Source organism: Phyllobacterium sophorae, from assembly GCF_003010965.1.
Lineage (GTDB): Bacteria > Pseudomonadota > Alphaproteobacteria > Rhizobiales > Rhizobiaceae > Phyllobacterium > Phyllobacterium sophorae.
Genome location: NZ_PGGM01000016.1, coordinates 67,282 through 92,407 on the forward strand (window position 1 = coordinate 67,282; position 25,126 = coordinate 92,407).

General features: G+C 56.2%; 29 protein-coding genes and 1 tRNA gene. 21 read left to right on the top strand and 9 right to left on the bottom strand.

The window, feature by feature from the left end:
• Positions 1–35: 35 nt before the first annotated feature.
• Both rpmB and CU103_RS26045 read left to right on the top strand, forming a co-directional pair.
• A complete protein-coding gene (gene rpmB / locus CU103_RS26040) occupies positions 36–335 on the top strand; it encodes a 50S ribosomal protein L28 (RefSeq protein ID WP_099997886.1) in 300 nt (99 codons plus the stop codon).
• Positions 336–433: 98 nt separating this feature from the next.
• The gene (locus tag CU103_RS26045) at positions 434–1,084 is read left to right on the top strand and encodes a VUT family protein (RefSeq protein ID WP_106666946.1); all 651 of its coding nucleotides are present in this window, start codon (positions 434–436) and stop codon (positions 1,082–1,084) included.
• Here CU103_RS26045 and CU103_RS26050 read toward each other — a convergent pair.
• The 4 genes from CU103_RS26050 to CU103_RS26065 form a co-directional block, all read right to left on the bottom strand.
• Positions 1,057–1,881, bottom strand: coding sequence for an esterase-like activity of phytase family protein (locus CU103_RS26050; protein ID WP_245449006.1), 825 nt, complete (start codon positions 1,879–1,881; stop codon positions 1,057–1,059). The genes CU103_RS26045 and CU103_RS26050 overlap by 28 nt on opposite strands.
• 193 nt (positions 1,882–2,074) lie before the next feature.
• The gene (gene cobT, locus CU103_RS26055) at positions 2,075–3,961 is read right to left on the bottom strand and encodes a cobaltochelatase subunit CobT (protein ID WP_106666948.1); all 1,887 of its coding nucleotides are present in this window, start codon (positions 3,959–3,961) and stop codon (positions 2,075–2,077) included.
• Between the two features lie 13 nt (positions 3,962–3,974).
• Positions 3,975–4,961, bottom strand: coding sequence for a cobaltochelatase subunit CobS (cobS, locus tag CU103_RS26060; protein WP_106666949.1), 987 nt, complete (start codon positions 4,959–4,961; stop codon positions 3,975–3,977).
• A gap of 89 nt (positions 4,962–5,050) precedes the next feature.
• Positions 5,051–5,698, bottom strand: coding sequence for a J domain-containing protein (locus CU103_RS26065; protein ID WP_106666950.1), 648 nt, complete (start codon positions 5,696–5,698; stop codon positions 5,051–5,053).
• Positions 5,699–5,831: 133 nt separating this feature from the next.
• Between CU103_RS26065 and CU103_RS26070 the strand changes: the two genes are divergently transcribed.
• Positions 5,832–6,134 (top strand): BolA family protein, encoded by a 303-nt coding sequence (locus tag CU103_RS26070; RefSeq protein WP_106666951.1) that lies wholly within the window; start codon positions 5,832–5,834, stop codon positions 6,132–6,134.
• Between the two features lie 25 nt (positions 6,135–6,159).
• On the opposite strand, the gene CU103_RS26075 is transcribed toward CU103_RS26070, so the two are convergent.
• From CU103_RS26075 to CU103_RS26085, 3 genes are read right to left on the bottom strand one after another with little or no spacing between them, the layout of a single operon-like run.
• Complete coding sequence (locus CU103_RS26075) at positions 6,160–7,449, bottom strand: HlyC/CorC family transporter (protein WP_106666952.1); 1,290 nt, start codon at positions 7,447–7,449, stop codon at positions 6,160–6,162.
• Entirely contained in the window at positions 7,446–8,579 is a 1,134-nt protein-coding gene (aroB, locus tag CU103_RS26080) for a 3-dehydroquinate synthase (protein ID WP_410010337.1), read from the bottom strand. The genes CU103_RS26075 and aroB overlap by 4 nt, the downstream gene beginning before the upstream one ends.
• On the bottom strand, positions 8,576–9,196 hold the full coding sequence (locus CU103_RS26085) for a shikimate kinase (protein WP_106666953.1): 621 nt from the start codon (positions 9,194–9,196) through the stop codon (positions 8,576–8,578). The genes aroB and CU103_RS26085 overlap by 4 nt, the downstream gene beginning before the upstream one ends.
• A 144-nt stretch (positions 9,197–9,340) precedes the next feature.
• On the opposite strand from CU103_RS26085, the gene CU103_RS26090 reads away from it, so the two are divergent.
• The 11 genes from CU103_RS26090 (at position 9,341) to CU103_RS26140 (ending at position 16,775) form a co-directional block, all read left to right on the top strand.
• Positions 9,341–9,502 (top strand): histidine kinase, encoded by a 162-nt coding sequence (locus CU103_RS26090; protein WP_106666954.1) that lies wholly within the window; start codon positions 9,341–9,343, stop codon positions 9,500–9,502.
• Positions 9,503–9,506: 4 nt separating this feature from the next.
• Positions 9,507–10,433: a site-specific tyrosine recombinase XerD gene (xerD, locus tag CU103_RS26095; protein ID WP_106666955.1), complete on the top strand. Its 927-nt coding sequence runs from the start codon at positions 9,507–9,509 to the stop codon at positions 10,431–10,433.
• A gap of 45 nt (positions 10,434–10,478) precedes the next feature.
• On the top strand, positions 10,479–10,976 hold the full coding sequence (locus CU103_RS26100) for a hypothetical protein (protein WP_146147874.1): 498 nt from the start codon (positions 10,479–10,481) through the stop codon (positions 10,974–10,976).
• 138 nt (positions 10,977–11,114) lie between these two features.
• The gene (locus tag CU103_RS26105; protein ID WP_106667048.1) at positions 11,115–12,068 is read left to right on the top strand and encodes an acetyl-CoA carboxylase carboxyltransferase subunit alpha; all 954 of its coding nucleotides are present in this window, start codon (positions 11,115–11,117) and stop codon (positions 12,066–12,068) included.
• A 210-nt stretch (positions 12,069–12,278) separates the two neighbouring features.
• Positions 12,279–12,355: transfer RNA gene (locus CU103_RS26110), tRNA-Arg, on the top strand.
• Positions 12,356–12,554: 199 nt separating this feature from the next.
• Positions 12,555–13,151 carry a L,D-transpeptidase gene (locus tag CU103_RS26115; protein ID WP_106666957.1) on the top strand — a complete coding sequence of 199 codons (597 nt, stop codon included), beginning with the start codon at positions 12,555–12,557 and terminating at the stop codon, positions 13,149–13,151.
• A 212-nt stretch (positions 13,152–13,363) separates the two neighbouring features.
• The gene (locus tag CU103_RS32305) at positions 13,364–13,495 is read left to right on the top strand and encodes an ABC transporter (protein ID WP_106666958.1); all 132 of its coding nucleotides are present in this window, start codon (positions 13,364–13,366) and stop codon (positions 13,493–13,495) included.
• Between the two features lie 157 nt (positions 13,496–13,652).
• On the top strand, positions 13,653–14,279 hold the full coding sequence (locus CU103_RS26125) for a hypothetical protein (RefSeq protein WP_106666959.1): 627 nt from the start codon (positions 13,653–13,655) through the stop codon (positions 14,277–14,279).
• Between the two features lie 115 nt (positions 14,280–14,394).
• Positions 14,395–14,982, top strand: coding sequence for a protein-S-isoprenylcysteine O-methyltransferase (locus CU103_RS26130; RefSeq protein ID WP_106667049.1), 588 nt, complete (start codon positions 14,395–14,397; stop codon positions 14,980–14,982).
• A 10-nt stretch (positions 14,983–14,992) separates the two neighbouring features.
• A complete protein-coding gene (locus CU103_RS26135; protein WP_106666960.1) occupies positions 14,993–15,775 on the top strand; it encodes a hypothetical protein in 783 nt (260 codons plus the stop codon).
• A gap of 121 nt (positions 15,776–15,896) precedes the next feature.
• On the top strand, positions 15,897–16,775 hold the full coding sequence (locus CU103_RS26140) for an SDR family NAD(P)-dependent oxidoreductase (RefSeq protein ID WP_106666961.1): 879 nt from the start codon (positions 15,897–15,899) through the stop codon (positions 16,773–16,775).
• A 12-nt stretch (positions 16,776–16,787) separates the two neighbouring features.
• Here CU103_RS26140 and CU103_RS26145 read toward each other — a convergent pair whose 3' ends face one another.
• Positions 16,788–17,378 (bottom strand): TetR/AcrR family transcriptional regulator, encoded by a 591-nt coding sequence (locus tag CU103_RS26145; RefSeq protein WP_106667050.1) that lies wholly within the window; start codon positions 17,376–17,378, stop codon positions 16,788–16,790.
• Positions 17,379–17,473: 95 nt separating this feature from the next.
• Between CU103_RS26145 and CU103_RS26150 the strand changes: the two genes are divergently transcribed.
• The 4 genes from CU103_RS26150 (at position 17,474) to CU103_RS26165 (ending at position 21,000) form a co-directional block, all read left to right on the top strand.
• Complete coding sequence (locus CU103_RS26150; RefSeq protein ID WP_106666962.1) at positions 17,474–18,382, top strand: SDR family oxidoreductase; 909 nt, start codon at positions 17,474–17,476, stop codon at positions 18,380–18,382.
• A gap of 89 nt (positions 18,383–18,471) precedes the next feature.
• Positions 18,472–18,909 (top strand): low affinity iron permease family protein, encoded by a 438-nt coding sequence (locus tag CU103_RS26155; RefSeq protein ID WP_106666963.1) that lies wholly within the window; start codon positions 18,472–18,474, stop codon positions 18,907–18,909.
• A gap of 162 nt (positions 18,910–19,071) precedes the next feature.
• Complete coding sequence (locus tag CU103_RS26160) at positions 19,072–19,221, top strand: DUF1127 domain-containing protein (RefSeq protein WP_106666964.1); 150 nt, start codon at positions 19,072–19,074, stop codon at positions 19,219–19,221.
• A gap of 216 nt (positions 19,222–19,437) precedes the next feature.
• Complete coding sequence (locus CU103_RS26165; protein WP_106666965.1) at positions 19,438–21,000, top strand: VOC family protein; 1,563 nt, start codon at positions 19,438–19,440, stop codon at positions 20,998–21,000.
• 23 nt (positions 21,001–21,023) lie between these two features.
• Here CU103_RS26165 and CU103_RS26170 read toward each other — a convergent pair whose 3' ends face one another.
• Positions 21,024–21,977, bottom strand: coding sequence for a ring-cleaving dioxygenase (locus CU103_RS26170; RefSeq protein ID WP_106666966.1), 954 nt, complete (start codon positions 21,975–21,977; stop codon positions 21,024–21,026).
• A 167-nt stretch (positions 21,978–22,144) separates the two neighbouring features.
• On the opposite strand from CU103_RS26170, the gene CU103_RS26175 reads away from it, so the two are divergent.
• The 3 genes from CU103_RS26175 to CU103_RS26185 all read left to right on the top strand — a co-directional run bounded on the left by CU103_RS26175 (position 22,145) and on the right by CU103_RS26185 (position 25,108).
• Positions 22,145–23,086: a LysR family transcriptional regulator gene (locus CU103_RS26175; protein ID WP_106666967.1), complete on the top strand. Its 942-nt coding sequence runs from the start codon at positions 22,145–22,147 to the stop codon at positions 23,084–23,086.
• A gap of 205 nt (positions 23,087–23,291) precedes the next feature.
• On the top strand, positions 23,292–23,567 hold the full coding sequence (locus CU103_RS26180; protein ID WP_099997835.1) for an HU family DNA-binding protein: 276 nt from the start codon (positions 23,292–23,294) through the stop codon (positions 23,565–23,567).
• A gap of 284 nt (positions 23,568–23,851) precedes the next feature.
• A complete protein-coding gene (locus CU103_RS26185; RefSeq protein WP_106666968.1) occupies positions 23,852–25,108 on the top strand; it encodes a L,D-transpeptidase family protein in 1,257 nt (418 codons plus the stop codon).
• Positions 25,109–25,126: the final 18 nt, after the last annotated feature.

Sequence of the window (25,126 nt, forward strand, 5' to 3'; positions counted from 1 at the left end):
GGGCTATAGGTAATGAAATTTGAAGGTGAGACCCAATGTCCCGCACATGTGAATTGACCGCTAAATCGGTACAGTACGGTAACAATGTGAGCCACGCGAACAACAGAACGCGCCGCCGCTTTTTGCCGAACCTCTGCCACGTAACGCTGATCTCCGAAGCCCTCGGTCAGAGCTTCCGTCTGCGCGTATCGGCTCATGCCCTGCGTAGCGTGGAGCATCGCGGTGGTCTGGATGCGTTCCTTGTCAAGGCTGACGAAAAGGAACTGTCACAGCGCGCTCGCCTCCTGAAGCGGCAGATTGCCAAGAAGCTTCTCGAAGCACCGGTTGCTGCTTAAATAGCAGGTACGCGGTTCATTTGTGGTTAAGGCCAGCTTCGGCTGGCCTTATTGCTGTCGTCATCGCCGCTGCTGGTTCCATTACCCAGGATAAAAAAATGCCGCTCAAAAGCGCTTATTCTCCGTCGGATTTTGTCCTTCCAGTGCTCGCCATGTGCGGGGTCGTCGCTGCGTCGAATGTCCTGGTTCAGTACCCTTTCAATCACTTCGGATTGGGAGATATACTCACCTATGGCGCCTTCACTTATCCCATAGCGTTTCTGGTCAATGACTTAGCCAATCGCAGTTATGGACCCGCCTTCGCGCGCAAGGTCGTCTATGTCGGTTTTACAATCGCCGTCATCCTGTCGATCTGGCTGGCGACACCCCGCATTGCGATTGCCTCCGGGACGGCATTTCTGACAGCTCAGCTTCTCGATATCACTGTCTTCAACAAATTGCGGCAGCTGACGTGGTGGAAGGCGCCGTTCGCCTCGGCCATTTTCGGATCGCTTCTCGATACGCTGCTGTTTTTCTCGATTGCCTTTGCCGCGAACTTCGCCTGGATCGATGCGGCAACTGGTCAGGCGGACTCATCGCTCGCCATGCTCGTACCGTTCTTCGGTAAGGAGATACCGTTGTGGATGTCGCTCGGCTTTGGCGACCTGATGGTCAAGATGGTGATGGCAATCGTGATGCTTGTGCCCTACGGCGCCATCCTCGCTATCTTCGCTCCGGCGATCTACTCAGCCAACCGGAATTCGAGATAAAGATTACGCTGGACGATCGAATGGTTGTCGTCTGACACCATCGAGAGGCGGGTGCTCCCATCTTCGGCCTGCCACACATCCAGCCCTTCCATATTGTCGATCTGATCGCGCATATCCGCTTGCAGGATGAATGGCCCGTCCACCGTAGCTCCGGGCCGGATATCCTCCGCCGCAATACGGCGAATGCGCAATGTCACGCCGCTGGCGATGCTGAACCGCCGCTCCAGCAGCAGTAAGTCACCGCTGGGAAGAAAGTCACCGTCGCTGATATCAAAATCATCGAGCCGCCTGACGTAGAAAATTCCTTTCCGCGGTCCCTCAAGCACTGCCGCGAACATATCGCCCGACTCGTTGATACTCTTCTCGGTTACCGCAACGCGAGCACCCAACAGCGAACCAGCGGCTGGCGCATAGGCAATGGTTTCAATGCCGCGATTGTTGCGCAGTTCGTCCTTCGGCATCGGCAGCGGAAGGTCACGTGGCTTTGAGGCAAAGTTTTCGAGGTCGAGCGCAAACTCGGCGATGCGGTGGATCCGTTCGAACGACACCGTAACGGTCTTGCCCGAAACACTCATACCCTCCGCGTCCGAATTCCACTTGCCCTCGACCGGCATTCCCTCTTCGCTCTGGATCGGCGCCAGTCGAAAATCGCCAATTGACGCGGGTCTGCCTTTTTCGTCGCGCACCATCTTGCCCGCATACCAGAGACCGGTGTCGGTAATACCGAGAAATTCTTTCCCCGAATCCAGATAGCGAAATGCGGAAAGGCCGCCGAATTCGCGGTTGGTAGAGGTCATTTCCAAGCCGCCCACAAACTCGAGGGACCCGAAATGCGTTTCTGATGATCCAATTCGGAAATTTGAGATAGGCCGGGAGGTGATGACTGCGGGCACAACCCCACTATCCTCAGCCATGGCAGGTGCGGCCAGGAAAAATTGAACTGCAAATAGTACGAGAACGCGCCTGGATAGCAGCGCGATACGATTCATGTTATCGCCGCGCCGACTTTTTTGCAGTCTGTCGCTCCGGCTCTTCGAACAACGAGGCCAGCTGCTCGGTCATGGCGCCGGCAAGCTCTTCGGCATCGACAATCGTCACGGCACGGCGATAGTAGCGAGTCACGTCGTGCCCGATGCCGATAGCAATCAGTTCTACCGGCGAGCGTGTTTCAATCTCTTCGATCACCGCACGCAAATGCCGTTCGAGATAATTGCCGGGATTGACTGACAGGGTCGAGTCGTCAACTGGCGCACCATCGGAGATCATCATCAGAATCCGGCGCTGCTCTGGACGTCCAAGCAGGCGCTGGTGTGCCCAGATCAGTGCCTCACCGTCGATATTCTCTTTCAGAAGGCCCTCGCGCATCATCAGGCCGAGATTGCGGCGGGCACGCCGCCAAGGGGCATCGGCGCGCTTGTAGACGATATGGCGCAAATCGTTGAGGCGCCCGGGATTGGCTTGCTTGCCGCGCTCCAGCCATGCCTCGCGCGCTTGCCCTCCCTTCCACGCTTTCGTGGTGAAGCCAAGAATTTCCACCTTCACGCCGCAACGCTCTAGCGTGCGTGCCAGGATGTCGGCGCATGTGGCCGCCACCGTAATAGGGCGACCGCGCATAGAGCCGGAATTGTCGATGAGAAGAGTCACGACCGTATCGCGGAAATCGGTATCGCGTTCCTGCTTGTAGGAAAGCGGCTGCGTCGGGTCGATCACGATGCGCACCAGACGGGCAGAATCGAGATACCCCTCCTCAAGATCGAAATCCCACGAGCGGTTCTGTTGCGCCATCAAGCGGCGCTGCAGCCTGTTTGCCAGCCGGCCGACGACACCGGAAAGATTGGCAAGCTGTTTATCGAGGAAAGAGCGCAGGCGTTCCAGTTCGGCCTCGTCGCAGAGTTCTTCCGCATCGGTCGTCTCGTCAAACTCCTGGGTGAAAATCTTGTATCCGCTTTCACTGCCAAGATTGGAGAAGGGCGGATTGGGGCGGCGCGCTTCACCCGGTATTTCCGCATCAGCGTCCGAATCCTCATCCATGTCATCGGAAGATGCATCTGCAGCTTCCGTCTCGCCGGCCTGACTGTCATCGCTGGATGTATCGGAATCATCGCTCTCCGACGAATCGCTGCCCTGATCCTCTTCCGACCCGCCTTCGTTGTTCTCTTCGGGCTCCGGCGCGTCCTCGTTATCGTGGCTCTCGTCCTGTTCGCTCTCCTGGGAGAGCTCCTCTGCCATCTCCATCGAAGCCAGCATTTCGCGTACGACCCGGGCGAACGCATTCTGATCGTTAATTTTTGACGTCAAATGATCGAGATCGGCCGCAGCTTTTTCCTCGATCCAGTCGCGCCAGAGATCAAGCACATTGCCAGCCGATTCGGGTGCTTTGCGTCCGGTCAGTTTTTCGCGAACCAGCAGCGCCACCGCTTCTTCGAGCGGAGCTTCAGCCTTGTCCGTAATTGCCGGGAAATTCGCGCGGGCGTATTTGTCCGCCAGCATCGAGGTCAGGTTCTCGGCAACGCCATCCATGCGCAGAGCCCCGATCGCCTCAACACGTGCCTGTTCTACGGCATCGAAGATCGCCCGCGCCTGTTTGCCTTCGGGTGCCAACGTGGCATGAATGCGATCATTATGGCATGCCTTGCGCAGCGCCATTGAATCGCCCATGCCGCGGGTAATCGCGATGTCATTGGCCGAGGGGCGCTTCGGCAAATCGAGAAGCCTTGCACGGTGCCCGGTCAGCGCAGGCTTATCGTTGCCGAAACTGACTTCCATCTCATGGTCGCCCGCGATCGCGCGCATGCACGCAGTAACGGCACGCTTGAAAGGCTCGGAATCAACCGGACCTTTCGGATTTGCACGTGAGTTATCTCCCGGACCAGCCATTTTTTGGTGATGCTCAGCTTATGACGACGTTGGCCGTTGATTCAGGCAGTTCCTTGCCAAAGGCGCGCTGATAAAATTCGGCAACGATCGGGCGTTCCAGTTCATCGCACTTGTTGAGGAAGGTCAAACGGAAGGCAAAACCGACATCCTTGAAGATATCGGCATTTTCCGCCCAGGTGATAACCGTACGAGGGCTCATGACTGTCGACAAATCACCATTGATGAAAGCGGAACGCGTCATATCGGCAACGCGGACCATCTTGGAGATGATCTCTTTGCCTTCCTTGTTCTGGTAATGCTTGGCCTTTGCCGCAACGATGGCCGCCTCATTGTCGTGCGGCAGGTAGTTGAGCGTCGTCACGATGGACCAGCGGTCCATCTGCGCCTGGTTGATCTGCTGTGTCCCATGGTAAAGACCCGTCGTATCTCCGAGGCCGACTGTGTTGGCCGTAGCAAATAGGCGGAAGGCCGGGTGCGGCCGAATAACGCGGCTCTGGTCGAGCAACGTCAGACGACCAGATGATTCGAGAACGCGCTGGATCACGAACATTACGTCCGGACGGCCCGCGTCATATTCGTCGAAAACCAGGGCGACGTTGTGCTGATAGGCCCAGGGCAGGATACCATCGCGGAATTCCGTGATCTGCATGCCTTCCTTGACGACGATCGCATCTTTGCCGACCAGATCGATACGGCTGACATGGCTGTCGAGATTGACGCGAACGCAGGGCCAATTGAGACGTGCCGCGACTTGTTCGATGTGGGTTGATTTGCCTGTGCCGTGATAACCGGAAACCATGACGCGGCGATTGTAGGCAAAGCCCGCAAGAATGGCGAGCGTCGTCTGTTTGTCGAACAAATAGTCAGTATCGATTTCGGGTACGTAGGCGTCGCCTGCCTTATAGGCAGGAACCATCATGTCGGATTCAAACCCGAAAAGCCTTGAAACTGAAACCGTTGTATCCGGCAAATTCGCAATATCGCGATCAACCTTGTTCATCATGCCTCCAGCGCGACTGCACGCGCAGACGCATAAAGATAGTCACAGTCTTGAAACCCGGAAGGGTCTCGAATTCGGCTCAACCGTGGTTAGCAGAAACCTGCCTGTTTGAGCAATTGATAGGCCTGGATTACGTCACGGAAACGATCCTCGGAAGCCCGATCACCGCCGTTTGCGTCGGGGTGGTGGCGCTTCACCAGTTCTTTATAGCGCGACTTAATATCTTCGCCACTGGCTTTTGCACCAAGTCCAAGCGTATCCAGCGCTTTTGCTTCCAGGGGCTTGGGCTTGCGGACATGCACCCTCGCTTCGTTGAAGACGCTGTTGGGATCTCGGAACCGGTTCTGGTAGGCAGCGCGGCCCGAGCGCAGTTTCGAAAAATCAGGCGATGTCCTGGATCCGCCAGCGGTTGCAGCTTGCGCACTGGCGCCGGCACCGCTTCCCGGCAAGCCGGCGATCGTCCAGGTCGGGCGGTCTCCCGTCAACGCCTCTTTTTGATAGCGTGCCACCTCGGCGTCGGAAAGGCCCGAGAAATAATTGTAGCCCTTGTTGTACTCACGCACATGATCGATGCAGAAGTGAAAAAACTCGCCTTCTTTCATGCGGCCCACAGGTGCACGATGCGGGCCGGGCTTGTCGCACCCATCCCACTGGCACACCGGAGTGCGCGATTTTTCCTCTTCCGCCTTCTTGGGCCGGATGCGGATGCTGTCAAAATATTTCGAATTTGAGGTCATCGAGTCAAGTTATCTGATCTAAGCATGAATTGACATTTACCCATGGATCGACCTAACGCCTGAAATGGCGGTAAATTTGTGATCATGTACGGATTTGCCAAGTGAAACTACCATATGGGCGCAGGAGAACGAAATGTCCACTCAGTCAGCGATCGAAAACAAACTGACGCAGGCTTTTCATCCCGTTTCTTTGGCAGTCATCAATGAAAGCCACCTCCACGCTGGTCACCATCATTCTGACAGCGATCATCATGGCACATTTGATGGTTCAGGCGAAACGCATTTTCGCGTGCGGATTGTCGCGGCGGCTTTTACCGGCATGTCGCGTGTTGCGCGACATCGCGCCATCAACGAAGTTCTGCAGGACGAATTGAAGGGCAGCGTGCACGCGCTGGCGCTGGAACCCGCTGCACCGGGCGAGGAAACACGGCGCTGAAGAATGTTCCGGTCTGAGACCGAACTCAGATCAACTTTGCCTTGTCTTCGTCTTCGATCGGTCGAATGCGCAAACGCGTAATACGATTTTTTTCCCGCCGCAGGATCGTGAAACGCTTACCGTGAAAGGTAAACGCCTGCTTCTCCTTGGGAATGCTCTGCGTTTCGTGGATGACAAGTCCGGCTATGGTAGTTGCCTCGGCGTCAGGCAGATGCCAGTCGAGGGCACGGTTAAGATCGCGGATCGGCACGGAGCCATCCACTAGAACCGAGCCATCCGGCTGCGGGCGGCAGCCTTGCACGTCGATATCATGCTCATCGGCGATTTCACCGACGATCTCCTCCAGGATGTCTTCGAGTGTGATCAGGCCCTGCACATCGCCATACTCATCAACAACGATTGCTATATGCGCCTTGCGCCGCAGAAACGCATTAAGCTGATCCTGAAGCGTTGTCGTGTCCGGCACGAACCATGGCTTCGTTGCCACTTTCATGATGTTGATCTTGGAGAAATCCCGGTCCGCATCACGGATCGCCCGCACGAGATCCTTGGCATGGACAACCCCGACAATATTGTCATTGGCGTCCTTCCAAACCGGGATCCGGGTGTGATGGCTCGCCAGGATCTGGTTGATGATGGTTTCGATCGGATCATCGGCATTGACCGAATCCATATTGGTCCGATGGATCATGACGTCATAGACCTCAAGCTCGCGCAGATCGAGCAGCCCGCCGATCTGGTCGCGATCACGCTTAACCACAGAGCCCTCCTTGTGCAGCAGGTCTACTGCACCGCGCAACTCTTCTTGCGCCGAGAGCATGGAAGCGCCCGCAGCGAGGTTGATACCAAACAAGCCCAGAATCTTCCGGACAATCCAGTTGACGAAATCGGAAAGAGGACCGAACAGAATGACGACAATCTGAGCAAACCTAACAAGTGCGAGTGCATTGCGGTCGGGGCCGGAGATGGCCCAGGATTTGGGTAGGACTTCTGCAAAAATAACGAGAAGGACAGTCATGATCGCGGTTGCGTAGGCAACACCGGCCTGACCGAACAGGGTAAGCAGCATGCTTGTCGTGAGCGACGATGCCAGGATGTTGATGAGGTTGTTGCCGATCAACATGACGCCGATCAGTCGATCGCGCTTTTCGATCAGGGCCTCCACCACGGCGGCCCGTTCGTCGCCGCGCTTTGCCAGGCGGTGCATTCGAGCCCGCGATACAGCGGTCAGAGCGGTTTCAGACCCCGAGAACAGGGCAGACATCAGGATCAAAACGAATATAATTCCGCAAAAGATCCAGATTTCCAGGTTCATTTTGGATGTTTCTCCAGCAGGAAGCTCAATACGGCTGATGGCGGTACGTCTTTTGCAATAAAGGACTGACCGATGCCGCGCGTGAGAATAAAAGTTAGCGCCCCGCGCGCTACCTTCTTGTCCTGTGCAATATAGTCCATCAATTGTTCTGCGGGTGGCAAATCGCCGGGAATGTCAGCAATTGATACCGGAAGCCCCACACCACGCAGATGTGTTTCGACGCGGCGTGCGTCATCAGGACTCGCCAGGTTCATCTTGGCGGAAAACTGGTGAGCGAGAACCATGCCTATCGAGACGCCTTCGCCATGCACGAGCCGCGTGGAATCATAATTCGTGGCGGTTTCCAAGGCATGACCGAAAGTGTGGCCAAGATTGAGCAGCGCGCGATCTCCCGTCTCGCGCTCATCTCTTGCCACTACGTCCGCCTTGGACTGGCATGATATCGCGATTGCCTCGGTCCGCTCCGGGCCGCCAGCAAAGATCCCGCGCCAGTTTTTTTCCAGCCATGCAAAGAAATCCGGCCTGTCGATCAGGCCATATTTGGCAACTTCAGCATAACCCGCCCGGAATTCACGCGGGGAAAGCGTATCCAGAACATCCGTATCGGCCAGAACCAGGAGTGGCTGATAGAATACGCCAACGAGATTCTTGCCATGTCCGGTGTTAATCCCGGTCTTGCCGCCAACGGAAGAATCGACCTGCGCCAATAGTGACGTTGGCATCTGAATGAACCCCATGCCACGGCGGGCAATCCCCGCCGCAAAACCGGCCAGGTCACCAACGACACCGCCACCGAATGCGACCACGATATCGCCACGCTCAAGCCGTGCAGCAAGGATTGCATTGGTCACGGTTTCCAGTGTCGCAAACCCTTTGGATTTCTCGCCGGGCGCGACAAGGATCGGGGTGGAGTCGATGCCGGCAGCGTCAAGGCTTTGGGTGAGGCGATCAAGATGCAATCCGGCAACCGTCTCATCGCTGACTATGGCGACGCGCACGGAGTTGGCTCGTCTGGCAATCTCGTGCCCGGCCCGCTCGATCAGGCCTGATCCGATGAGGATGTCATAGGAACGGTCGCCGAGCTTGACCGGAACGGTGGTGGTTGCGCGCGGGGCAGTCATCTCGGTCATGAACCGGTTTCCTCATTGGTCATGGCAATGCCATCCAGGTGATTGGCAATAGCCTGCATTGCTTCCAAGGCAATGATTTCTTTCTTCTCTTCGCGAGAATTTATCGTCAGATCGGCAAGGGCATAGACAGGATAGCGCTCAGACATAAGCCGTTCCATCACACCCCGCGGATTGTCATTTTTTAACAGCGGTCTGTTTTGTTTCCGGACAACGCGCCCCATCAGCACATCAAGCTCTGCCTTTAGCCAAAGCGAGATACCTTCCGAGGCAATGGCCTGGCGCGTCTGATCGTTCATGTAGGCGCCCCCGCCGGTGGCCAGCACAATCGGTCCATCCTCCAGCATGCGCGCGATGACACGGCGCTCCAGATCGCGAAACTCTGCCTCGCCATAGGCTTCGAAGAGTTCCGGAATGGTCATGGTCGACACTTTTTCGATCTCATGATCAGCATCGAAAAATGGCAATTCAACCATCGTCGCGAGCTTTTTGCCAACCGTGGATTTGCCCGCTCCCATCAATCCGACGAGCACGATCGACCTATGTCCAAGACGCTCACGAATGGATTTTGCCAACTCCGGTATCTGTGTTGCAACAACGATGTCTTCAGGTGTGCTCATGACTGCGTTTCGACAGGAAAACCGTGCTGTCGTCAAGCAAACTATAGCGTTAGACACGGTCTCGCCAGCTTCATCAAATCATAAGGGTTTGATTGCAGGATTATGGAACCTACAATGAAGGCCGCCAAACGATTCGAATAGCAAATGCCGACGCTTACACGATTGATCATAATGCTCGCGGTTCTCGCCGGGCTTGTCTATGCGGGAATGATTGTGCTGGTGACATTCGTGCATCCGACACAGACGGAAATGACCATTCGTATTCCAGCAGAAAAGCTTAATCCCAAACCCGATAAGCCGAAGTAAGCCGATGCGCGCAGCCGCTGCTATTGAGACTTTCCTTGAGATGATGAGTGCAGAACGGGGAGCGGCACAGAACACGTTGGATTCCTATCGCCGCGATCTCGAAGATGCCGCTGCCTTCAGTGCCGCGAGGGGTCTGCAACTGACCCAGGCGCACCCCACTCTCATCCGCTCCTATCTCGACGATATCGCCGGCCGTGGCTTTGCCGCGACATCACAGGCTCGGCGCCTTTCGGCATTGCGTCAGTTCTTTCGTTTTCTTTATACGGAGAATATCCGTGCCGATGATCCCACCAGTACTCTGGACACACCTAAAAAAGATCGCTCTCTGCCCAAAATTCTCAGTGAAGCCGATGTGGAGAAACTGCTCTCGCGTGCCGAATTAGAGACCAAGGATGCGAATTCGTCCAGTGCAATGCATTTTAACGCCCTTCGACTGCATGCGCTTCTTGAAATTCTCTATGCAACGGGCCTTCGCGTCTCCGAACTCGTGGGCTTGCCGGTTACGGTAGCAAGATCAGATAATCGGTTCCTGATTGTGCGCGGTAAGGGTTCGAAAGATCGCATGGTTCCGCTTTCGGGAAAGGCGCGGGATAGCATGGCGATATATCTGGCGGTGCGGGACAGGCAGCCCAACCTGTCGGAAAGTCCCTGGCTGTTCCCGGCCCTATCGGAAAGCGGCTTCCTGGCGCGACAGGTGTTTGCACGGGAACTGAAGGGTTTGGCTGCGCGGGCTGGATTGAAAACATCTGCAATTTCTCCTCATGTCCTTCGCCATGCCTTTGCCAGCCACCTGCTGCAGAACGGTGCCGACTTGCGTGCCGTACAGCAATTGCTTGGTCATTCCGATATATCGACAACACAGATCTACACTCACGTCATGGAAGAACGGCTACATAGGCTTGTAACGGAGCACCACCCTCTGGCAGACTAGGGTCAGGACCCTGAAGCTTCTGGCGGAATGTCCATGTGGCAACTGTTGAAAAAGATATTTTCCGGACCTGAGCCACCGCCTGTTGAACCCGACGGCGAAGTAATCCGTTTTGACGCCGCCGGATTTACCCGTTCCAGCCACCTGATACGGACCATGGGCTGGCGGCAGCACTGGCGCTGGGAGGAAATCACCGCGTTTGGTTTTGCCTTTTCGCCGTCAATGTTCCCGGATCCTTGGTTTGGAGACTATATGGAAAGTCAGTGGTTCATTACGGTAGCAGGCCAAAACGGACCGGAGCATATCTATTTCGACATTGACTGCCTTGATATCAATCGCCTGCCGGACGCCTTCCTCCAGCAGATGCCAGGGCTTGATCTTGATGAATTGCGGCGCGGGCTTGATGCAGCGGCAGTGGGTTTCCACAATTATGAAGGCGAAGGAAGATGGATCGGCTGGCAACGTACGAAACCGAAAAGGCGACGGCGCGTGGCCAAGATACCAGCGCCTGCAAAAACAGCAAAACGCGCGAGCAGAGCCAAATAGCCACCACACGTTCGCCGGAATTCCCCGCATAAGTTGCGCGGCCAAGGCGCCATCTCGGCTTGCTTCCTTGACATGCGCTTCGGCAACAGCCAGTTAGACCATGAAAAATCCACCGTTTTGCAGGCAGACACCTCGTCCATGTACAACTACCTTGATTTTGAAAAGCCGGTTGCCGATCTCGATGGCAAGATTCTCGAACTGAAAAAGCTCGCGGAAGAAGGCGACGCACTCGATACCAATGAAGAGATCGTCCGGCTGGAAAAAAGGTCTGCCGAAGCGCTGCGGGATCTTTACCGCAAGCTCACTCCCTGGCAGAAGGCCCAGATCGCCCGCCATCCAGACCGCCCGCATTGCGTGGACTACATCTCCAAGCTCTTTACTGACTTCACCCCGCTTGCCGGCGATCGCAATTATGCCGACGATGATGCAGTCCAGGCAGGGCTTGCCCGCTTTAATGGCCAAGCTGTTGCGGTGATCGGTCAGGAAAAAGGCAACGACACGAAGACCCGCCTCAAGCACAATTTTGGAATGGCCATGCCCGAAGGCTACCGCAAAGCCGTGCGCGTGATGGAACTCGCAGACCGTTTCAAACTGCCGGTGTTGACCCTTGTCGATACGGCAGGCGCGTTTCCCGGGATCGCTGCCGAGGAACGCGGCCAGGCCGAAGCCATTGCTCGTTCGACGGCGGCGTGCCTTAGTCTGAAAGTACCGATCGTATCTGTCATCATCGGTGAAGGTGGCTCGGGTGGCGCTATCGCCATCGCTACCGCCAATCGCGTTTATATGCTTGAGCATTCGATCTATTCTGTAATCTCTCCGGAAGGTGCTGCATCTATCCTTTGGCACGATTCCACCCGCGCCAAGGATGCCGCCACATCGATGCGCATCACCGCTCAGGATCTATACGAGCTAAAAATCATCGATGGCATCATTCCCGAACCCGTAGGCGGCGCCCATCGGGGCAAGGAAGCTGCAATCGAGGCGACCGGCAACATTATAAACGTTGCCCTCAAATCCATGGGCAACATGGACGGTGACACATTGCGACAGGACCGGCGCGACAAATATCTGGCGATCGGCCGCAATCTTTGATCCGATCATTAGGCCCGGCAAAGTCCGGGCCTTTGCTTCGTATGACACCAGCCGCAGCCAAGTGGCCGTACCAACAGATAAGCCACCGAAGAATCCACAGGCCAATCATCGCGTGGAAAATAGTTGCGGTTTTTTTACCGAAGCAGCTTGCAATTCAGTTCTCAACCCATTACGAACCGCGCTGCGCAGACTAACGCGCAATTGTGGCACGCGCCCGTAGCTCAGCTGGATAGAGCACCAGACTACGAATCTGGGGGTCAGAGGTTCGAATCCTTTCGGGCGCGCCATTTACTTCGCCCAGCCCAAGCCTGAAACACCGGATAGTGCCTGGGGCTCCTGCAAGGCAATCCACTCACATTACAATACCAAAACATCGGGCCAACCGGCGTTTTTTGCATCTCCGCACCCAAGCCACGAGCAAGGCTTGGCCAGCAGGCGCTGGAATGTTAAGAAGAACGCAATGCGGTTCACCTGGGCAGGGCAAATATGAATAATGAGAAGATCACACGTCGGGGACTCATGCTGGGTAGCCTGGCACTGATAACGTCCGGTTGCACGCCAGCCGTACGCCAGACTTTCGCGCCTATTTCATCTGCCTTTGCTGTGCCATCAGGCATGGACCCTCGTCTGAGGCGGCAGGAAGTCCCCTATGAGGGAAGCGAGCCGCCTGGGACCCTCGTCGTCAATACATCAGAGCGTTTCCTCTATTCGGTTGAGGGAAACGGATGGGCGACACGCTATGGCATTGCCGTCGGCGAGGAGGGACTAACGCTCAAGGGGAGAGCAACGATCGGCCGCAAAGAAGAATGGCCCTCGTGGAGGCCAACAGCAAGTATGATGAAGCGCAAGCCACGCCTTCTGCAGTACGCAAACGGTGTTCCCGGCGGTCCAGACAACCCGCTTGGTGCGCGGGGACTTTACCTCTACCGCGACGGGCGTGACACCTTGTTCCGGCTGCATGGTACAAATGAGCCCTGGTTGATTGGCCAAGCAGTGTCGAACGGGTGCATCCGTTTGACGAACGAGGACATCGTTGATCTCTATAACCGCACCCCTTTGGGAACGCCGGTGGTGATCATCTGACATTTTCGCGTCACGCCATCATCTGCTCGCAGCGCGGTGAGAGCCGCCGCGCCGCGCCGTCCGTGGGGTGAATCGCCGGGCTGTTGCAAACCGGACACAATTTTTGCCTTTCCTGCACCGGGCCCTAGCCATCACTACCATTTATGGTACTCTACCATTGGTAGTACTCTACCATCGGTAGCCTACTCGCCTTTGAGGGAAAGGATTGTCTGATGAGCCGGATTCTATTTGTTGTAGTTGCCACGTTAGCTGTTGCCAGTCTAAGCGCCTGTGGGTCGATCGGTAAGGGGAAAGCTCCGCCGCCAGTCGCTGAAGAGCCCGCAGCGGCGCCAGTATACAAATAAGCACTTGCTTTAGTCAGGATGTGGAAGGGCCGAATGGCCCTTCCACGACAAGACCCGGACTTTGGTCTGCTTCACAACTTGCGGTGCGGCTGCCTGTTTATTGGTATCGGGCATGAACTGGCTTTAGGTCTGCGCTTTTTCGGAGTTCGTGAATAGGATGACGCTCATGAGTGGTCGTCTATTGCTCGTAGTTTCGCTGGCACTGGCGCTGGCGGCGTGTCAGTCGCGCGGAGCTACCGAATCGAGTGTCAGCAATGGTGGAGCAGCCGTCGCAGTTACCTCGGCAACGGTGAAATCACCTCAACAAAGGGCCGCGCGCTACTATATCGAGTTCCGCTCCCGCTACGCCCTTAGCTATGGGCACACCTACGTGATTTTTGGCCGTCTGGACAAATCGGGAAAAGTGGTCGACCGCGAAGTAGCCGGCCTCCACCCGGCTTCAAATAGTGCCGTTCCTTATGTTCTCGGCCACTACATACCCGTGCCCGCTGAAACCGGTGAGAGTGACGGCGACCTGGACGACCGGTACAGATCGGCAAGCTGGCGCGTCACATTGAGCGAAGCCGAGTACAATAAAGTTGTCGCTTACATACGCAAGCTGCAAGCCAAATCCCGATTTTGGCAGGCAACGATATATAACTGTAATGCCTTCGTAGGGGAAATCGCGCGCTCCATGGGGTATGAAACACCCGGCATCTGGCTCCGTCCGCAACAATATGTAACCAAGCTTCGAGAGATGAACGGAGGGCCGAATGCGATCGGGTACACCGGGCCTGCAGGTTAGATTTTGAGAGAATCGCTGTTCCTAAGCGGCTCTCAGCCGACAAAGCCTCAAGCATCTTGAGCACGGCTCATGGCGATTCAGATCGCAGAAAAGGCTTTGGTGAAATAGAGTGAACATATCAGTGGGTTCAGTTGGCGAGATCGTATGGGTGCTCGGCATCGTCGCTTGGTATGTCATCCGGTACCCGTTCGAGCGTCGCGCCAAGCGCGTGCGCGTCGTAAGTGACGTTCGCTCGCGCTCCGAAATCATCGGGCTTGTCTCGGCTCTCTTTGGCCTCGCGATCTTGCCCGGATTTTATGTCGCCACCGGCATACCTGGATCAGCAGACTATGCCGCCAGCGCTTGGGCCGTTGCACTGGGAACGGTCATTTTCGCTTTAGCGCTTTGGGTTTTTCGCAGATCCCATAAGGAATTGGGCCGGAATTGGTCGATCACACTGGAAATTCGCGAGCAGCATAGACTGGTTTCCTCCGGACCGTATGCCTTTGTCCGTCACCCGATGTACACTTCTTTCCTTCTCATGGGGCTCGGTCAAGCCTTTCTGCTGGCCAATTGGGTTGCCGGTCTGGCAGGATTGATCGGCTTTGCAGTCCTTTTTTTTCTGCGGGTAAGCAAGGAGGAACGTATGATGCTGGAGAATTTCGGCCCGCAGTACCGTACGTATATGGAGAGGACCAAAAGAATTATCCCTTATATCTATTAGAGGTCATACGATGCGAGGCCGTGCTCTCAAGCTTTCAGCGCCCCGGCGCCTGGTCAACGACCTGATGAGATTTTCGATCGGTGTGCCGCGAGTCACCGTGCAGCGCCAAATGGACCTTGGCTCTCTCTTAAAGGCCAGAAAGGCGCTGCATACCAAGCCCTCCTGGACGGTACTCTTTTTGAAAGGGTACGCGCTTCTCGCTGCGGAAACCCCGGAGCTACGGCGCGCCTACGTAAAGTTTCCTTGGCCCCAGCTTTACGAATATCCCCTCAGCGTTGCCTCAATTGCCCATGAGCGGGAGCATGACGGTGAGCGGGTCGTACTTTTAAGCCTTATCAAGGACCCTGAACACCGATCTGTCGCAGAACTTGAGGCGCTGGTCCAAGCTGCACGGACACGTCCCGTCCTTGAGGTGAAGGAGTTCCGTCGGGCCTTGGGCGTTGCGCGCCTCCCGACACCAATCAGGCGGACGCTGATGTGGCTCGGACTGAACATTGGACGGCAGAGAGCAAACCGTTTCGGAACATTCCAGCTGTCCGTATATTCGGGCCTTGGGGCAGAGTCGCTCAATCCGCTTACGCCTTTGACCACGCTCCTCAATTACGGTTTGATCGGCGATGATGGGTCGGTGAGGGTCCGCATCCACTATGACCACCGGGTCATGGATGGAGCCAATGTCGCGCGGGCACTGGAGAGGTTCGAAAAAATTCTGAACGGCCCTGTCGCCGACGAGCTGGGCGGGCGGGCTCAAAATGCTACTGTTATTGAAAAGCAGGAAGACCAAACAGGGTGAGTTGCCGAGACGCATTTTTATGGTGAGAACATGTTTGAAAGCGCGATAATGGATGCGCTCAGGGTTGGCCAAGCGAAAGAAGGGCCCGCTCCATCGAAACGGCAGCCTCGGGGAAAACGTCATGATTTCGTCAAGTGAGCTCCGTCCGGCTGTCGTCGTGATTGGCGCATCGGGCGGTATTGGACGGGCAATTGCCAGAGTCGCCGCCCGGGAACGCGGGGCGGTGGTGCTTATCGCGCGCTCACCGGGGGGCTTGAGCGCTGCGGCGGTCGAGGTGCGGGAGGCAGGTGGCGAGGCATTCACGCTCGAGCTGGATCTCCTGGCGCGTGATGCGCCGGCGCTTCTCGAAGAGTTTCTATCCGCGCATGGCTTGATCTGCGATGTCTTGGTCAACAGCGCCGGCTACGGCCTGCGAGGCGCAGCGACAGCGCTTCCTATGGATGATCAGCTTGGCATCATTGATCTCAACATTCGCGCCCTTACGGAACTTACGCTGCATTTCCTGCCGGCAATGGTGACACGCGGGCGGGGTGGAGTGCTCAATCTCAGTTCCGTCGCTGGATTCGTTCCTGGGCCCTACATGGCGTTGTACTACGCCAGTAAGAGTTTCGTTCGATCTTTTTCGGAAGCGCTTCATCAGGAACTGCGCCGCACCGGTGTCACGGTTACATGCGTAGCGCCGGGACCGGTGTCGACAGAGTTTTACGAACGCGCCGGCGCCAAACATGCATCGCTCTTCAGCCTTTTGCCCAAGCTGGATCCACAGGACGTGGCCGAGCACGCATGGCGAGGGTTCAAATCCGGCCGACGCCTGGTCGTGCCAGGCATCTCGGCAAAGCTGGCAGTTCTTGCCGCAAATTTTTTGCCTGCCGCGATGATGCTGCCCCTGATCGGCCGGCTACAGCGCAGCGGCAATGATCCGTGCCCTTGCGGTTCCGGCAAGAAGTTCAAGAAATGCTGCGGTCGCCGCCTCCGCATGCACTTGCACAGCAACCATTAGGGTCAGGACCTGTCAATATGGTCGACCCTTAGCCGCTAGTCTGGACGGGATGATCGCGTCAACAAAACGAATGAGGCTGTCCTCGACGCAGCGTTCCACCTTTTCCTGCGGATCAAAACTCCACCAAAGCAGTGAGCCTTGCCATTGCGAAGCCATCAGCAGCCCTATGCCCGGAGGGGTATTCGGCACCCCGGCAAAACAATCTTCAAGAGCACTCGACAATGCAACCTTCCAGCCTGCTCCCCGCGATCGAAGGGCGGGATCGCGGAGATCTTCGCGCAAAACGAGGAGGCCCTCCGCGTAGGACTCGATTCCCCCATAGTCCCTGGAAAGGGCTACCAGGAGGGCGATTGCACCCTCGGCGGTTTTTGGAACGATAGCCGCGAGCGCCACGGTCTTTTCATCCAGTCGATCCCAAGCATAAAGCAATGTCTTTTGCTTGAGTCCAGCCATGTTCTCGAAGCGCTGAACGAGCGTTGCAGGAGAAAGACCGCACGCCTTTGCCAGTCGCGCAAAGGTGAGTACCTCCGGTCCGTGCTCGTGTATCAGCTGGTGAGCGATCTTCAATACGCTCTCGTCAGATAGCGTTTTAGGTCGAGTCATCTTGACATCCATTTATAACCGAATAATCATTTATATATCATTCCGAGGCCGATACCAGTCCGTTAACGGGAAAGTTCCAACTTTGGGAGAGTTCGATGACGCTTGAAGGAAAAGTCGCTTTGGTTGCCGGCGGAACGCGCGGTGCGGGTCGAGGTATCGCGGTGGAATTGGGAGCCGCCGGCGCAACGGTCTATGTGACTGGCCGGACGACGCACGAGCGCCAATCCGAATATGCACGCCCCGAAACCATTGAGGAAACGGCAGAACTGGTAACATCATCTGGCGGCAAGGGCATTGCCGTTCGGGTTGACCACCTCGTTGCCGATGAGGTCCAAAGGCTGGTTGAGCGCATCCGGGACGAACAGGGTCGTCTTGACGTCCTCGTCAACGATATATGGGGCGGAGAGAAGCTGTTCGAATGGAACAAGCCGGTCTGGGAACACAATCTTCAGAACGGGCTGCGTATGCTGAGACTCGGAATTGATACGCATCTGATCACGGCGCATTATGCGCTCCCTCTGCTGATCGAGCGCCCGGGAGGCCTACTGGTGGAGGTGACGGATGGAACGGCCGAATACAACGCGGATCACTACCGCCTTTCGCCCTTCTATGATCTGGCGAAAGTGTCAGTAAATCGCTTGGCCTGGGCGCACGCCAAAGATCTCGCACCGCATGGCGCTACCTCGGTCTGCGTGACGCCGGGGTGGTTACGTTCGGAAATGATGCTGGAAGCATTTGGCGTGACAGAAGAAAACTGGCGCGATGCGACGGCGAGGATACCGCACTTTGTGATTTCTGAGACACCGAGGTTCGTCGGGCGTGCCGTGGCCGCCCTCGCGTCTGACCCGGATCGCTCGCGCTGGAACGGACAATCACTTTCGAGCGGTGGATTGGCACAGGTCTATGGCTTTACCGACCTTGACGGCTCCCGTCCCGATGCGTGGCGGTATGTTCCGGAGGTGCAAGATGCCGGCAAGCATGCCGACGCTACCGGCTATCGATAATCCACGTCCGATAGCTTGTGGAACTATTCGAGCCGTCGCGCAGTTATCGAGGGCCGGCATCGACGCCGGTTCACGCGCGGAGCCAGATGATGTCAGGCAAATTATTCACTCGCATTGCCAATGAAATCGCATTTGCAGCCGGTAAACCCATTGCCTTCATCCTATGTTGCCTGATCGTCGTCGTGTGGGGTATCAGCGGTCCGATCTTCGGTTTTTCCGACACCTGGCAACTGATCATCAATACCGGCACCACCATCATCACCTTTCTGATGGTCTTCCTCATTCAGAACACCCAAAATCGCGACGGCATTGCGATTCAGGCAAAACTCGATGAGCTCGTACGCGTATCGGAAGCCAAAAACACCTTCATCGGCATCGAGCATCTGACCGAGGAAGAAGTGGAAAAGTTTCGCAAGCAATGCGAAGCAGCGGCCAAGAAGGCGGACAAGGAGCTTGCCCAACGGGCTGCAAAAAAGACGCAGCGCGTCTCTCCATCGAGAACGTCGAGGGCGAAAGCGCGAGCCTGATTGCGGCATAAGTTTGAACGCCCAGATTTCGCCTGATTGACCCATCATTTCGTTGCAAAGCAGCTATGCAAAACTGTCACTGCAAGTTTCGCGAGCCGTTCACTATATCCAGCTCACCGATCGAGAAATGATCCAACAAACAAGAACTTATAGGTGAGTGAAATGAATCTGATCCGCTCTTACAACAACTGGCGCCGCTATCGTGACACCGTCACGGAACTGAACCGCCTGTCTGCACGTGAACTGAATGACCTCGGCATCTCCCGCGGCGATATCTCCTTCGTCGCCAAGAAGGCCGCTTCGGCTCAGTAATCGAAATATGGTTCACGTCCGGGGCTCTCCTCCTCCCAAGCCACGGACGTATAAAGACCGGCACTCCTCCCTCCCAGCCGGTCTTTACAAATAGCACCCACCGCACCTCCTCCCGCGGTGGGTGTTGTTTTTTGAGCAACATCGTTGCCGCACGGCAGCATTGCGCCCTTCGCCCTTTCCTCGTAACAGTCGGATACGGACAGTCGGGAGACACTTATGGCGGGCGGTATCCACCACATCACCCTGATCACGCGCAAGGTGCAGGCAAACGTCGATTTTTACGTCGGGTTCCTTGGGCTGCGTCTCGTCAAGAAAACGGGTGGTTTTGAGGACGCGACCCAGCTCCACCTGCTATATGGCGATGCGTCGGGCACACCTGGATCGCTCATTACCTTTCTCGTTTGGGAAGACGGTGCCCCGGGCCGTGTCGGTTATGGGCAGTCCAGTGAGATATCGTTGGCCATCGCCCCCGAGAGCATTGGGTTCTGGTTGACCCGCGCCCTGCAATTCAACATCGCGGCATCAGGCCCTGTCCAGGAATTCGGTGAGCCCGTCCTGCGCCTTTTCGATCCTGACGGTGTCATTGTGAAGCTCGTGGGCTCAGAAAGTGTCCAACCAGGTCATGCATGGAGCAGTGACGGAATTCCTGCAAGCGATGCGGTGCGTCGCATCCGGGGTGCAACGGTCCTCACTGAAAAACCCCAGGAAACACGTGCTTTCCTCGAAAGTTATTTCTCATATACCGCCGGCGATCAAAGCGAGACGGTTACAAGAATGGTTTCGGCATCCGGTGATTGTGTCGACGTTCGCGATGCAACGGGCTTCTGGAGCTCCGCGCCCGGGACCGGAACTATTGACCACATCGCCTTTCGCGCTGGGGATATTTCCGAAGTAACCGCGACCTATGATCATCTGATATCGAATGGTGCAGATGCGACAGCGATGCATGACCGCAAATATTTCCATTCAATCTATGTGCGCGAGCCCGGCGGTACGCTGTTCGAAATGGCAACGGATGGACCCGGCATGCTGATTGACGAGACCTCGGAGGCGCTCGGCTCCGGATTATTCATCCCGCCACATTTCGCGGAGGAATCTGAAAACCTGAAAGTCATGCTGCCGCAATTCGGCATGCCCAAGGAAGAACGCTTCATCTATCGCGAGCTTCCGTTCATTCACCGCGTCTACGCGCCAGACCGTCCAGATCGGCAGACCATTGTGCTTCTGCATGGAACTGGCGGCAATGAAGCCAGCCTCATGCCTCTCGCCGCAAAGGTAGCGCCCGATGCAACGCTGATCGGTCTGCGCGGGCGCAGCAATGAAGAAGGCTCGGCCCGCTGGTTTCGGCGTTTTGGGCCGCTCAGCTTTGACCAGAAGGATATTCGCTCCGAAGCAGGCGCACTTGCTGCCTTCATCGGGGGCGCGGTAGAGTCCTATGGGCTTGATCTCCAGCAGACGATATTTCTCGGTTATTCCAATGGCGCGAATCTGCTTGCAGCAATGATGCAGTTGCATCCGCACCTGGTCCGCAACGCGGTTCTGCTCCGCGCAACGAAAGTTCTGGAAGAAGCGCCAGAAGCTGATCTGAGCGGCACGAGAATTCTTGCCGTCACCGGCGACCACGACCTCTTTGGGGCACACTCGCCCGCGCTCGAAGCGGAATTAAAGAAAGCCGGCGCCGACATTACGACCGCAAGCGTACCTGCAGGGCACGAAACGGGGGCGCATGACATCGAGGTCGTCCGCCAATGGTTGATGTCGAAGACAGGCCAGACTTGATCCAGCCTGTCTTCTGTCATTTCTTATACAAGCGGCTTAAGTCCGGCTTCGATCGAAGCACGCTTGCTCTCAAGGAAGGGCGGCAGCGACAGACCCTCGCCCAAAGTCGCCAGAGGTTCATCGACTGTGAATCCCGGACCGTCCGTCGCGATTTCGAATAGAATGCCATTCGGTTCGCGGAAATACAGCGAACGGAAGTAGTAGCGTTCGACCTCGCCGCTTGACGGCATGCGGAACTCCTTCAACCGTTCGGTCCATTCATGCAGCTGTTGCACGTCCGGTGCGCGAAACGCCACATGGTGCACGGCTCCTGCGCCCTGCCTTGCAACAGGAAGGTCTGGTTGAACTGCCACATGCAACTCAGCTGCCGGACCGCCCTCACCCATTGCGAACACGTGAACATGGCCCGCGCCATCCGGAGATTGGTAGGTATTGACGTGACGCATGTTCATTACACGCAGGAGGATAGCCTCGGTATTGGTGATGTCAGGCACGCTGATCGTGATCGGGCCAAGACCGCGGATCTGATGCTCTGCCGGAACAGGGCTTCGGTCCCACGGATAAGATGGCTCGGCGCCGCCATCATTGATCAGACGGAAGCGCTGTCCTTCAGCATCCTCGAAATCGAGCGAATCATAGCCGCCAATCTCCGCAACATCGCCAGATTTCACGCCAAGCTCGACAAATCGGGCTTTCCACCAGTCGAGACTCGACTTGCTTCCAACGCGCAAGCCGGTGCGCGCGATGCTATGCGTGCCACGACGCTCTGGACCAACTGGCCAGTCGAAGAATGTCAGATCGGTGCCTGGGGTCGCTTCGCCATCCGCGTAGAACAGATGGTAGGCGCTTGTATCATCCTGATTGACGGTCTTCTTGACTAGTCGCAAGCCAAGAGTCTGCGTGTAGAAGCGAAGATTTTCCGGCGCATTCGCCGTTATGGCAGTCAGGTGATGAATGCCTGTTAGCTGTAAGGTCATTGAAGCCTCCTGATTTGGTTTGTTGCGGCCTAATCGCCGTTGGGCCCAATATCTGCGCTGCTCCCTCCTCAATAAAGAGCGGTTCTTTGCAACCCACGTTCGATAAAAACGAACAGATGGGTGAACATAGCCTTCCAAATCGCCACTTTGTGCACTATGGTAGAACTATGAAGTGGCGCTTTGACGATCTTCTCACTTTTTTGGATATGATGGAAACCGGCAGTATCACAGCGACTGCAGCGCGCCTCAATCTATCGAAATCAGTGGTCAGCAAACGCATCTCTGATCTGGAAGGTGCACTTGGCATAGAATTGTTCCAGCGCTCACCGCGAAAACTGCTTGCTTCGGACAATGCTCTCGATTTTGTCGAGCGCGTCAGGCCGCTGGTTCGCGAACTCATGGAGAGCGCCGACAAGGTTGGGGAACGGAACAGTGCCGTTCGCGGTAGTCTGCGTATTGCCGCTCCAATGACATTCGGCACACTCTATCTCGGTCGAATGATCGCGGATTTCGCCCGTCAGTATCCTGATCTGGAAATCGCCGTTGAGTTTGAGGACCGCATGGTAGATTTGGTTCGTGGCGGTTACGATGTCGGCATCCGCATCGGGATCCTTCGGGATTCAAGCCTGATTGCTCGAAAGCTCTGTACAGATGATCGTGTCATTTGCTGTAGTCCGGACTTTGCCGCCGCCAACGGTCTGCCAACGAACATTGACGAATTAAGTTTGTTCGCCTGTATCGACTATTCCAACGTCAACACCAGCCAGTTGTGGCAATTCGAGAATCCGGCCTCCCCGGCCGAGCCGATTTCTGTAGCGATGCACGGACGTATCGTTGCCAATAATGGCGAGGCAATGCGCGATATGGCAATCGCCGGTTTAGGCTTGGTCCTGCTGCCTATGTTTATCGCGGCAGATGCTTTGCGTGCTGGAACCCTTGTTTCCGTCTTGTCTGAGGCCAGGCCGCTTCCCTATAAAATATACGCTGTCTATCCGCCGACACGGCATGTATCGGCGAAGGTGCGTGCCTTCGTCGATCATCTCGTCCGTCACATCGGCGATCCCCCCATCTGGCATATGACAGATATTCTTCGCGCGGAACGCATCTGATTCCGGCCCCCATCCAACCGAATCACCTTTCGCCGTTTGCCTGCCTCACGGGAGTGTAATCCTGACTTTCATAGCCGGTTTCGCAAAAAACCCTGTAAACACTGGGTATAAACCAGCTTTTTGGGCGCTATCCCTGATGACAGGGCGGAAATCGCGTGCCATACAGACGCCTCCGATCAACGAATATACTGAGGAAACCGCCAACATGAATACGTCCGATCTTATCGAGAAGCTCGTTGCTGATCAGGGTCTTACAAAAGTTCAGTCCAAGGCGATTGTTGACAGCGTTCTTAAAGGTATCACCGATTCCGTCGTAGCCGGCGATGAAGTATCGCTGCCAGGTTTCGGCAAGTTCAAGGTACAGTCGCGCGCCGCTCGCGAAGGCCGTAACCCTGCAACCGGCGCAACGATCAAAATCGCCGCTTCGAAGAAGGTTGCCTTCCAGCCTGCAAAGGCTCTGAAGGACGCGCTGAACGGCTGATACCCGTTCGTTGTGAATTCAAAAAAGGGCGGTGCAATGCACCGCCTTTTTTATTGGCCTGATTAGGTCCTGACCCTACCATGGTCTCGCAGCGGCGTTTTCGAACAATTGCCATAAATCCGCCCTGTCTTTGTTGCAGGAGACGTTTGCGTGATTGAGCAATTTGCGCAAGTGCGGTAAGGCTTTATCAACTATAGCGGATGCATTTATGAACTTGCGGGTGCCAAATCCGCGCGATTTGGACCTTGGCGAATGAGATTGGCAAACCGGTAGTAGCTGCAGCGATGAAAATACCAACACATATTCTTGCGCCATTGATGCTCACTCTGTTCCTTGCGGCATGCCAGGGTTCATCGATCGACGACCTTTCTCCGAATGGCGCCGGAACGCAGCTGCCCGATAAGCTCGTCAAGAGCATGAAAGCAAAGGGCATGAGCACGACCTCGCCCGTCATGTTCCGAATATTCAAGGAGGAGAACGTCCTTGAAGTGTGGAAGCGCAAGGACAATGGCCGTTACGACATGGTCACGAGCTACCAGATCTGCAAATGGTCCGGCAAACTCGGTCCAAAGTTCATCGAGGGTGACCGCCAGGCGCCGGAAGGTTTCTATGCAGTGCGTCCGGCGCAAATGAACCCGAAATCAAGCTACTATCTGTCGTTCAACACCGGTTTTCCCAATGCCCTGGACCGTACGCTGGGTCGCACCGGGGCCAATCTTATGGTGCACGGCGCCTGCTCGTCGTCGGGGTGCTATTCGATGACCGATGGGCAAGTTGCACAGATTTATGCTTTCGCACGCGATGCCTTCAAGGGCGGTCAGGAGTCGATCCAGCTTGAGGCCTTTCCCTTCCGCATGACGGCCGCCAATATGGCGCGGTATCGCGATGATCCCAACTACGCTTTCTGGAAGAACCTGAAGGAGGGCTATGATCACTTCGAAATCACGAAGGTGCCGCCGAAGGTGGATGTGTGCGAGAAGAAATATGTCTTCAATCATACCTCTGATCCCAATGCGCCAATTGCTGCAACAAGCGCTTGCCCGCCCGCCGATCAGCCCGAATCATTGAAAATGGCCTACCAGTCCTACCAGTCCAGCTACGAGACAGCGTTCTCATCCATGGTAGGCAAGGGCAGGATCCAGCCGCCGAGCCGCTCCATTCAAGGTCTTACCGAGGCAAAGATCATTGCGGACTGGAGCGCTCGTCGTGCCCGTGGTGAGCGCGTTACGCAGGAGCCGCCTTCCCTGTCACCGCAAGACAAGGATGCGGCGTCGAAGCCGCAGGTCATGGTTCGGCTTGCTTCAGCAGTTGCAGCGGACAAGGCAAAGGAAGAGCGCGAAGCTTCCAAAAGGTCTCGCATGACGAGAATGACGGCTTCGGCCGCGCCAATGTCCATCCCCACCACGACCCCTGCACCTGCCGTTCAGCAGCCGGCATCAGCTCCGCAAACCACGGCAGCTCTGACATCAGGCGCGCCCGCGGCCGCGGCCGAACAGCCAGCCCCTGCCAAAAAGGCCTGGTGGAAGATAATTGGCAACTAGACTGCAGAAAGAGCACTG

Coding starts and splice junctions, on each gene's coding strand:
- CU103_RS26070 (WP_106666951.1), top strand. CDS start 5,832: ATGTCCACTCAGTCAGCGATCGAAAACAAACTGACGCAGGCTTTTCAT.
- CU103_RS26075 (WP_106666952.1), bottom strand. CDS start 7,449: ATGAACCTGGAAATCTGGATCTTTTGCGGAATTATATTCGTTTTGATC.
- CU103_RS26165 (WP_106666965.1), top strand. CDS start 19,438: ATGGCGGGCGGTATCCACCACATCACCCTGATCACGCGCAAGGTGCAG.
- CU103_RS26125 (WP_106666959.1), top strand. CDS start 13,653: ATGACGCTCATGAGTGGTCGTCTATTGCTCGTAGTTTCGCTGGCACTG.
- CU103_RS26105 (WP_106667048.1), top strand. CDS start 11,115: ATGTACAACTACCTTGATTTTGAAAAGCCGGTTGCCGATCTCGATGGC.
- CU103_RS26160 (WP_106666964.1), top strand. CDS start 19,072: ATGAATCTGATCCGCTCTTACAACAACTGGCGCCGCTATCGTGACACC.
- CU103_RS26065 (WP_106666950.1), bottom strand. CDS start 5,698: ATGACCTCAAATTCGAAATATTTTGACAGCATCCGCATCCGGCCCAAG.
- CU103_RS26135 (WP_106666960.1), top strand. CDS start 14,993: ATGCGAGGCCGTGCTCTCAAGCTTTCAGCGCCCCGGCGCCTGGTCAAC.
- CU103_RS26145 (WP_106667050.1), bottom strand. CDS start 17,378: ATGACTCGACCTAAAACGCTATCTGACGAGAGCGTATTGAAGATCGCT.
- CU103_RS26180 (WP_099997835.1), top strand. CDS start 23,292: ATGAATACGTCCGATCTTATCGAGAAGCTCGTTGCTGATCAGGGTCTT.
- rpmB (WP_099997886.1), top strand. CDS start 36: ATGTCCCGCACATGTGAATTGACCGCTAAATCGGTACAGTACGGTAAC.
- CU103_RS26150 (WP_106666962.1), top strand. CDS start 17,474: ATGACGCTTGAAGGAAAAGTCGCTTTGGTTGCCGGCGGAACGCGCGGT.
- CU103_RS26175 (WP_106666967.1), top strand. CDS start 22,145: ATGAAGTGGCGCTTTGACGATCTTCTCACTTTTTTGGATATGATGGAA.
- CU103_RS32305 (WP_106666958.1), top strand. CDS start 13,364: ATGAGCCGGATTCTATTTGTTGTAGTTGCCACGTTAGCTGTTGCCAGT.
- CU103_RS26170 (WP_106666966.1), bottom strand. CDS start 21,977: ATGACCTTACAGCTAACAGGCATTCATCACCTGACTGCCATAACGGCG.
- CU103_RS26115 (WP_106666957.1), top strand. CDS start 12,555: ATGAATAATGAGAAGATCACACGTCGGGGACTCATGCTGGGTAGCCTG.
- CU103_RS26090 (WP_106666954.1), top strand. CDS start 9,341: ATGCCGACGCTTACACGATTGATCATAATGCTCGCGGTTCTCGCCGGG.
- CU103_RS26140 (WP_106666961.1), top strand. CDS start 15,897: ATGATTTCGTCAAGTGAGCTCCGTCCGGCTGTCGTCGTGATTGGCGCA.
- CU103_RS26185 (WP_106666968.1), top strand. CDS start 23,852: ATGAAAATACCAACACATATTCTTGCGCCATTGATGCTCACTCTGTTC.
- CU103_RS26155 (WP_106666963.1), top strand. CDS start 18,472: ATGTCAGGCAAATTATTCACTCGCATTGCCAATGAAATCGCATTTGCA.
- CU103_RS26045 (WP_106666946.1), top strand. CDS start 434: ATGCCGCTCAAAAGCGCTTATTCTCCGTCGGATTTTGTCCTTCCAGTG.
- cobS (WP_106666949.1), bottom strand. CDS start 4,961: ATGAACAAGGTTGATCGCGATATTGCGAATTTGCCGGATACAACGGTT.
- xerD (WP_106666955.1), top strand. CDS start 9,507: ATGCGCGCAGCCGCTGCTATTGAGACTTTCCTTGAGATGATGAGTGCA.
- CU103_RS26050 (WP_245449006.1), bottom strand. CDS start 1,881: ATGACCTCTACCAACCGCGAATTCGGCGGCCTTTCCGCATTTCGCTAT.
- CU103_RS26085 (WP_106666953.1), bottom strand. CDS start 9,196: ATGAGCACACCTGAAGACATCGTTGTTGCAACACAGATACCGGAGTTG.
- aroB (WP_410010337.1), bottom strand. CDS start 8,579: ATGACCGAGATGACTGCCCCGCGCGCAACCACCACCGTTCCGGTCAAG.
- cobT (WP_106666948.1), bottom strand. CDS start 3,961: ATGGCTGGTCCGGGAGATAACTCACGTGCAAATCCGAAAGGTCCGGTT.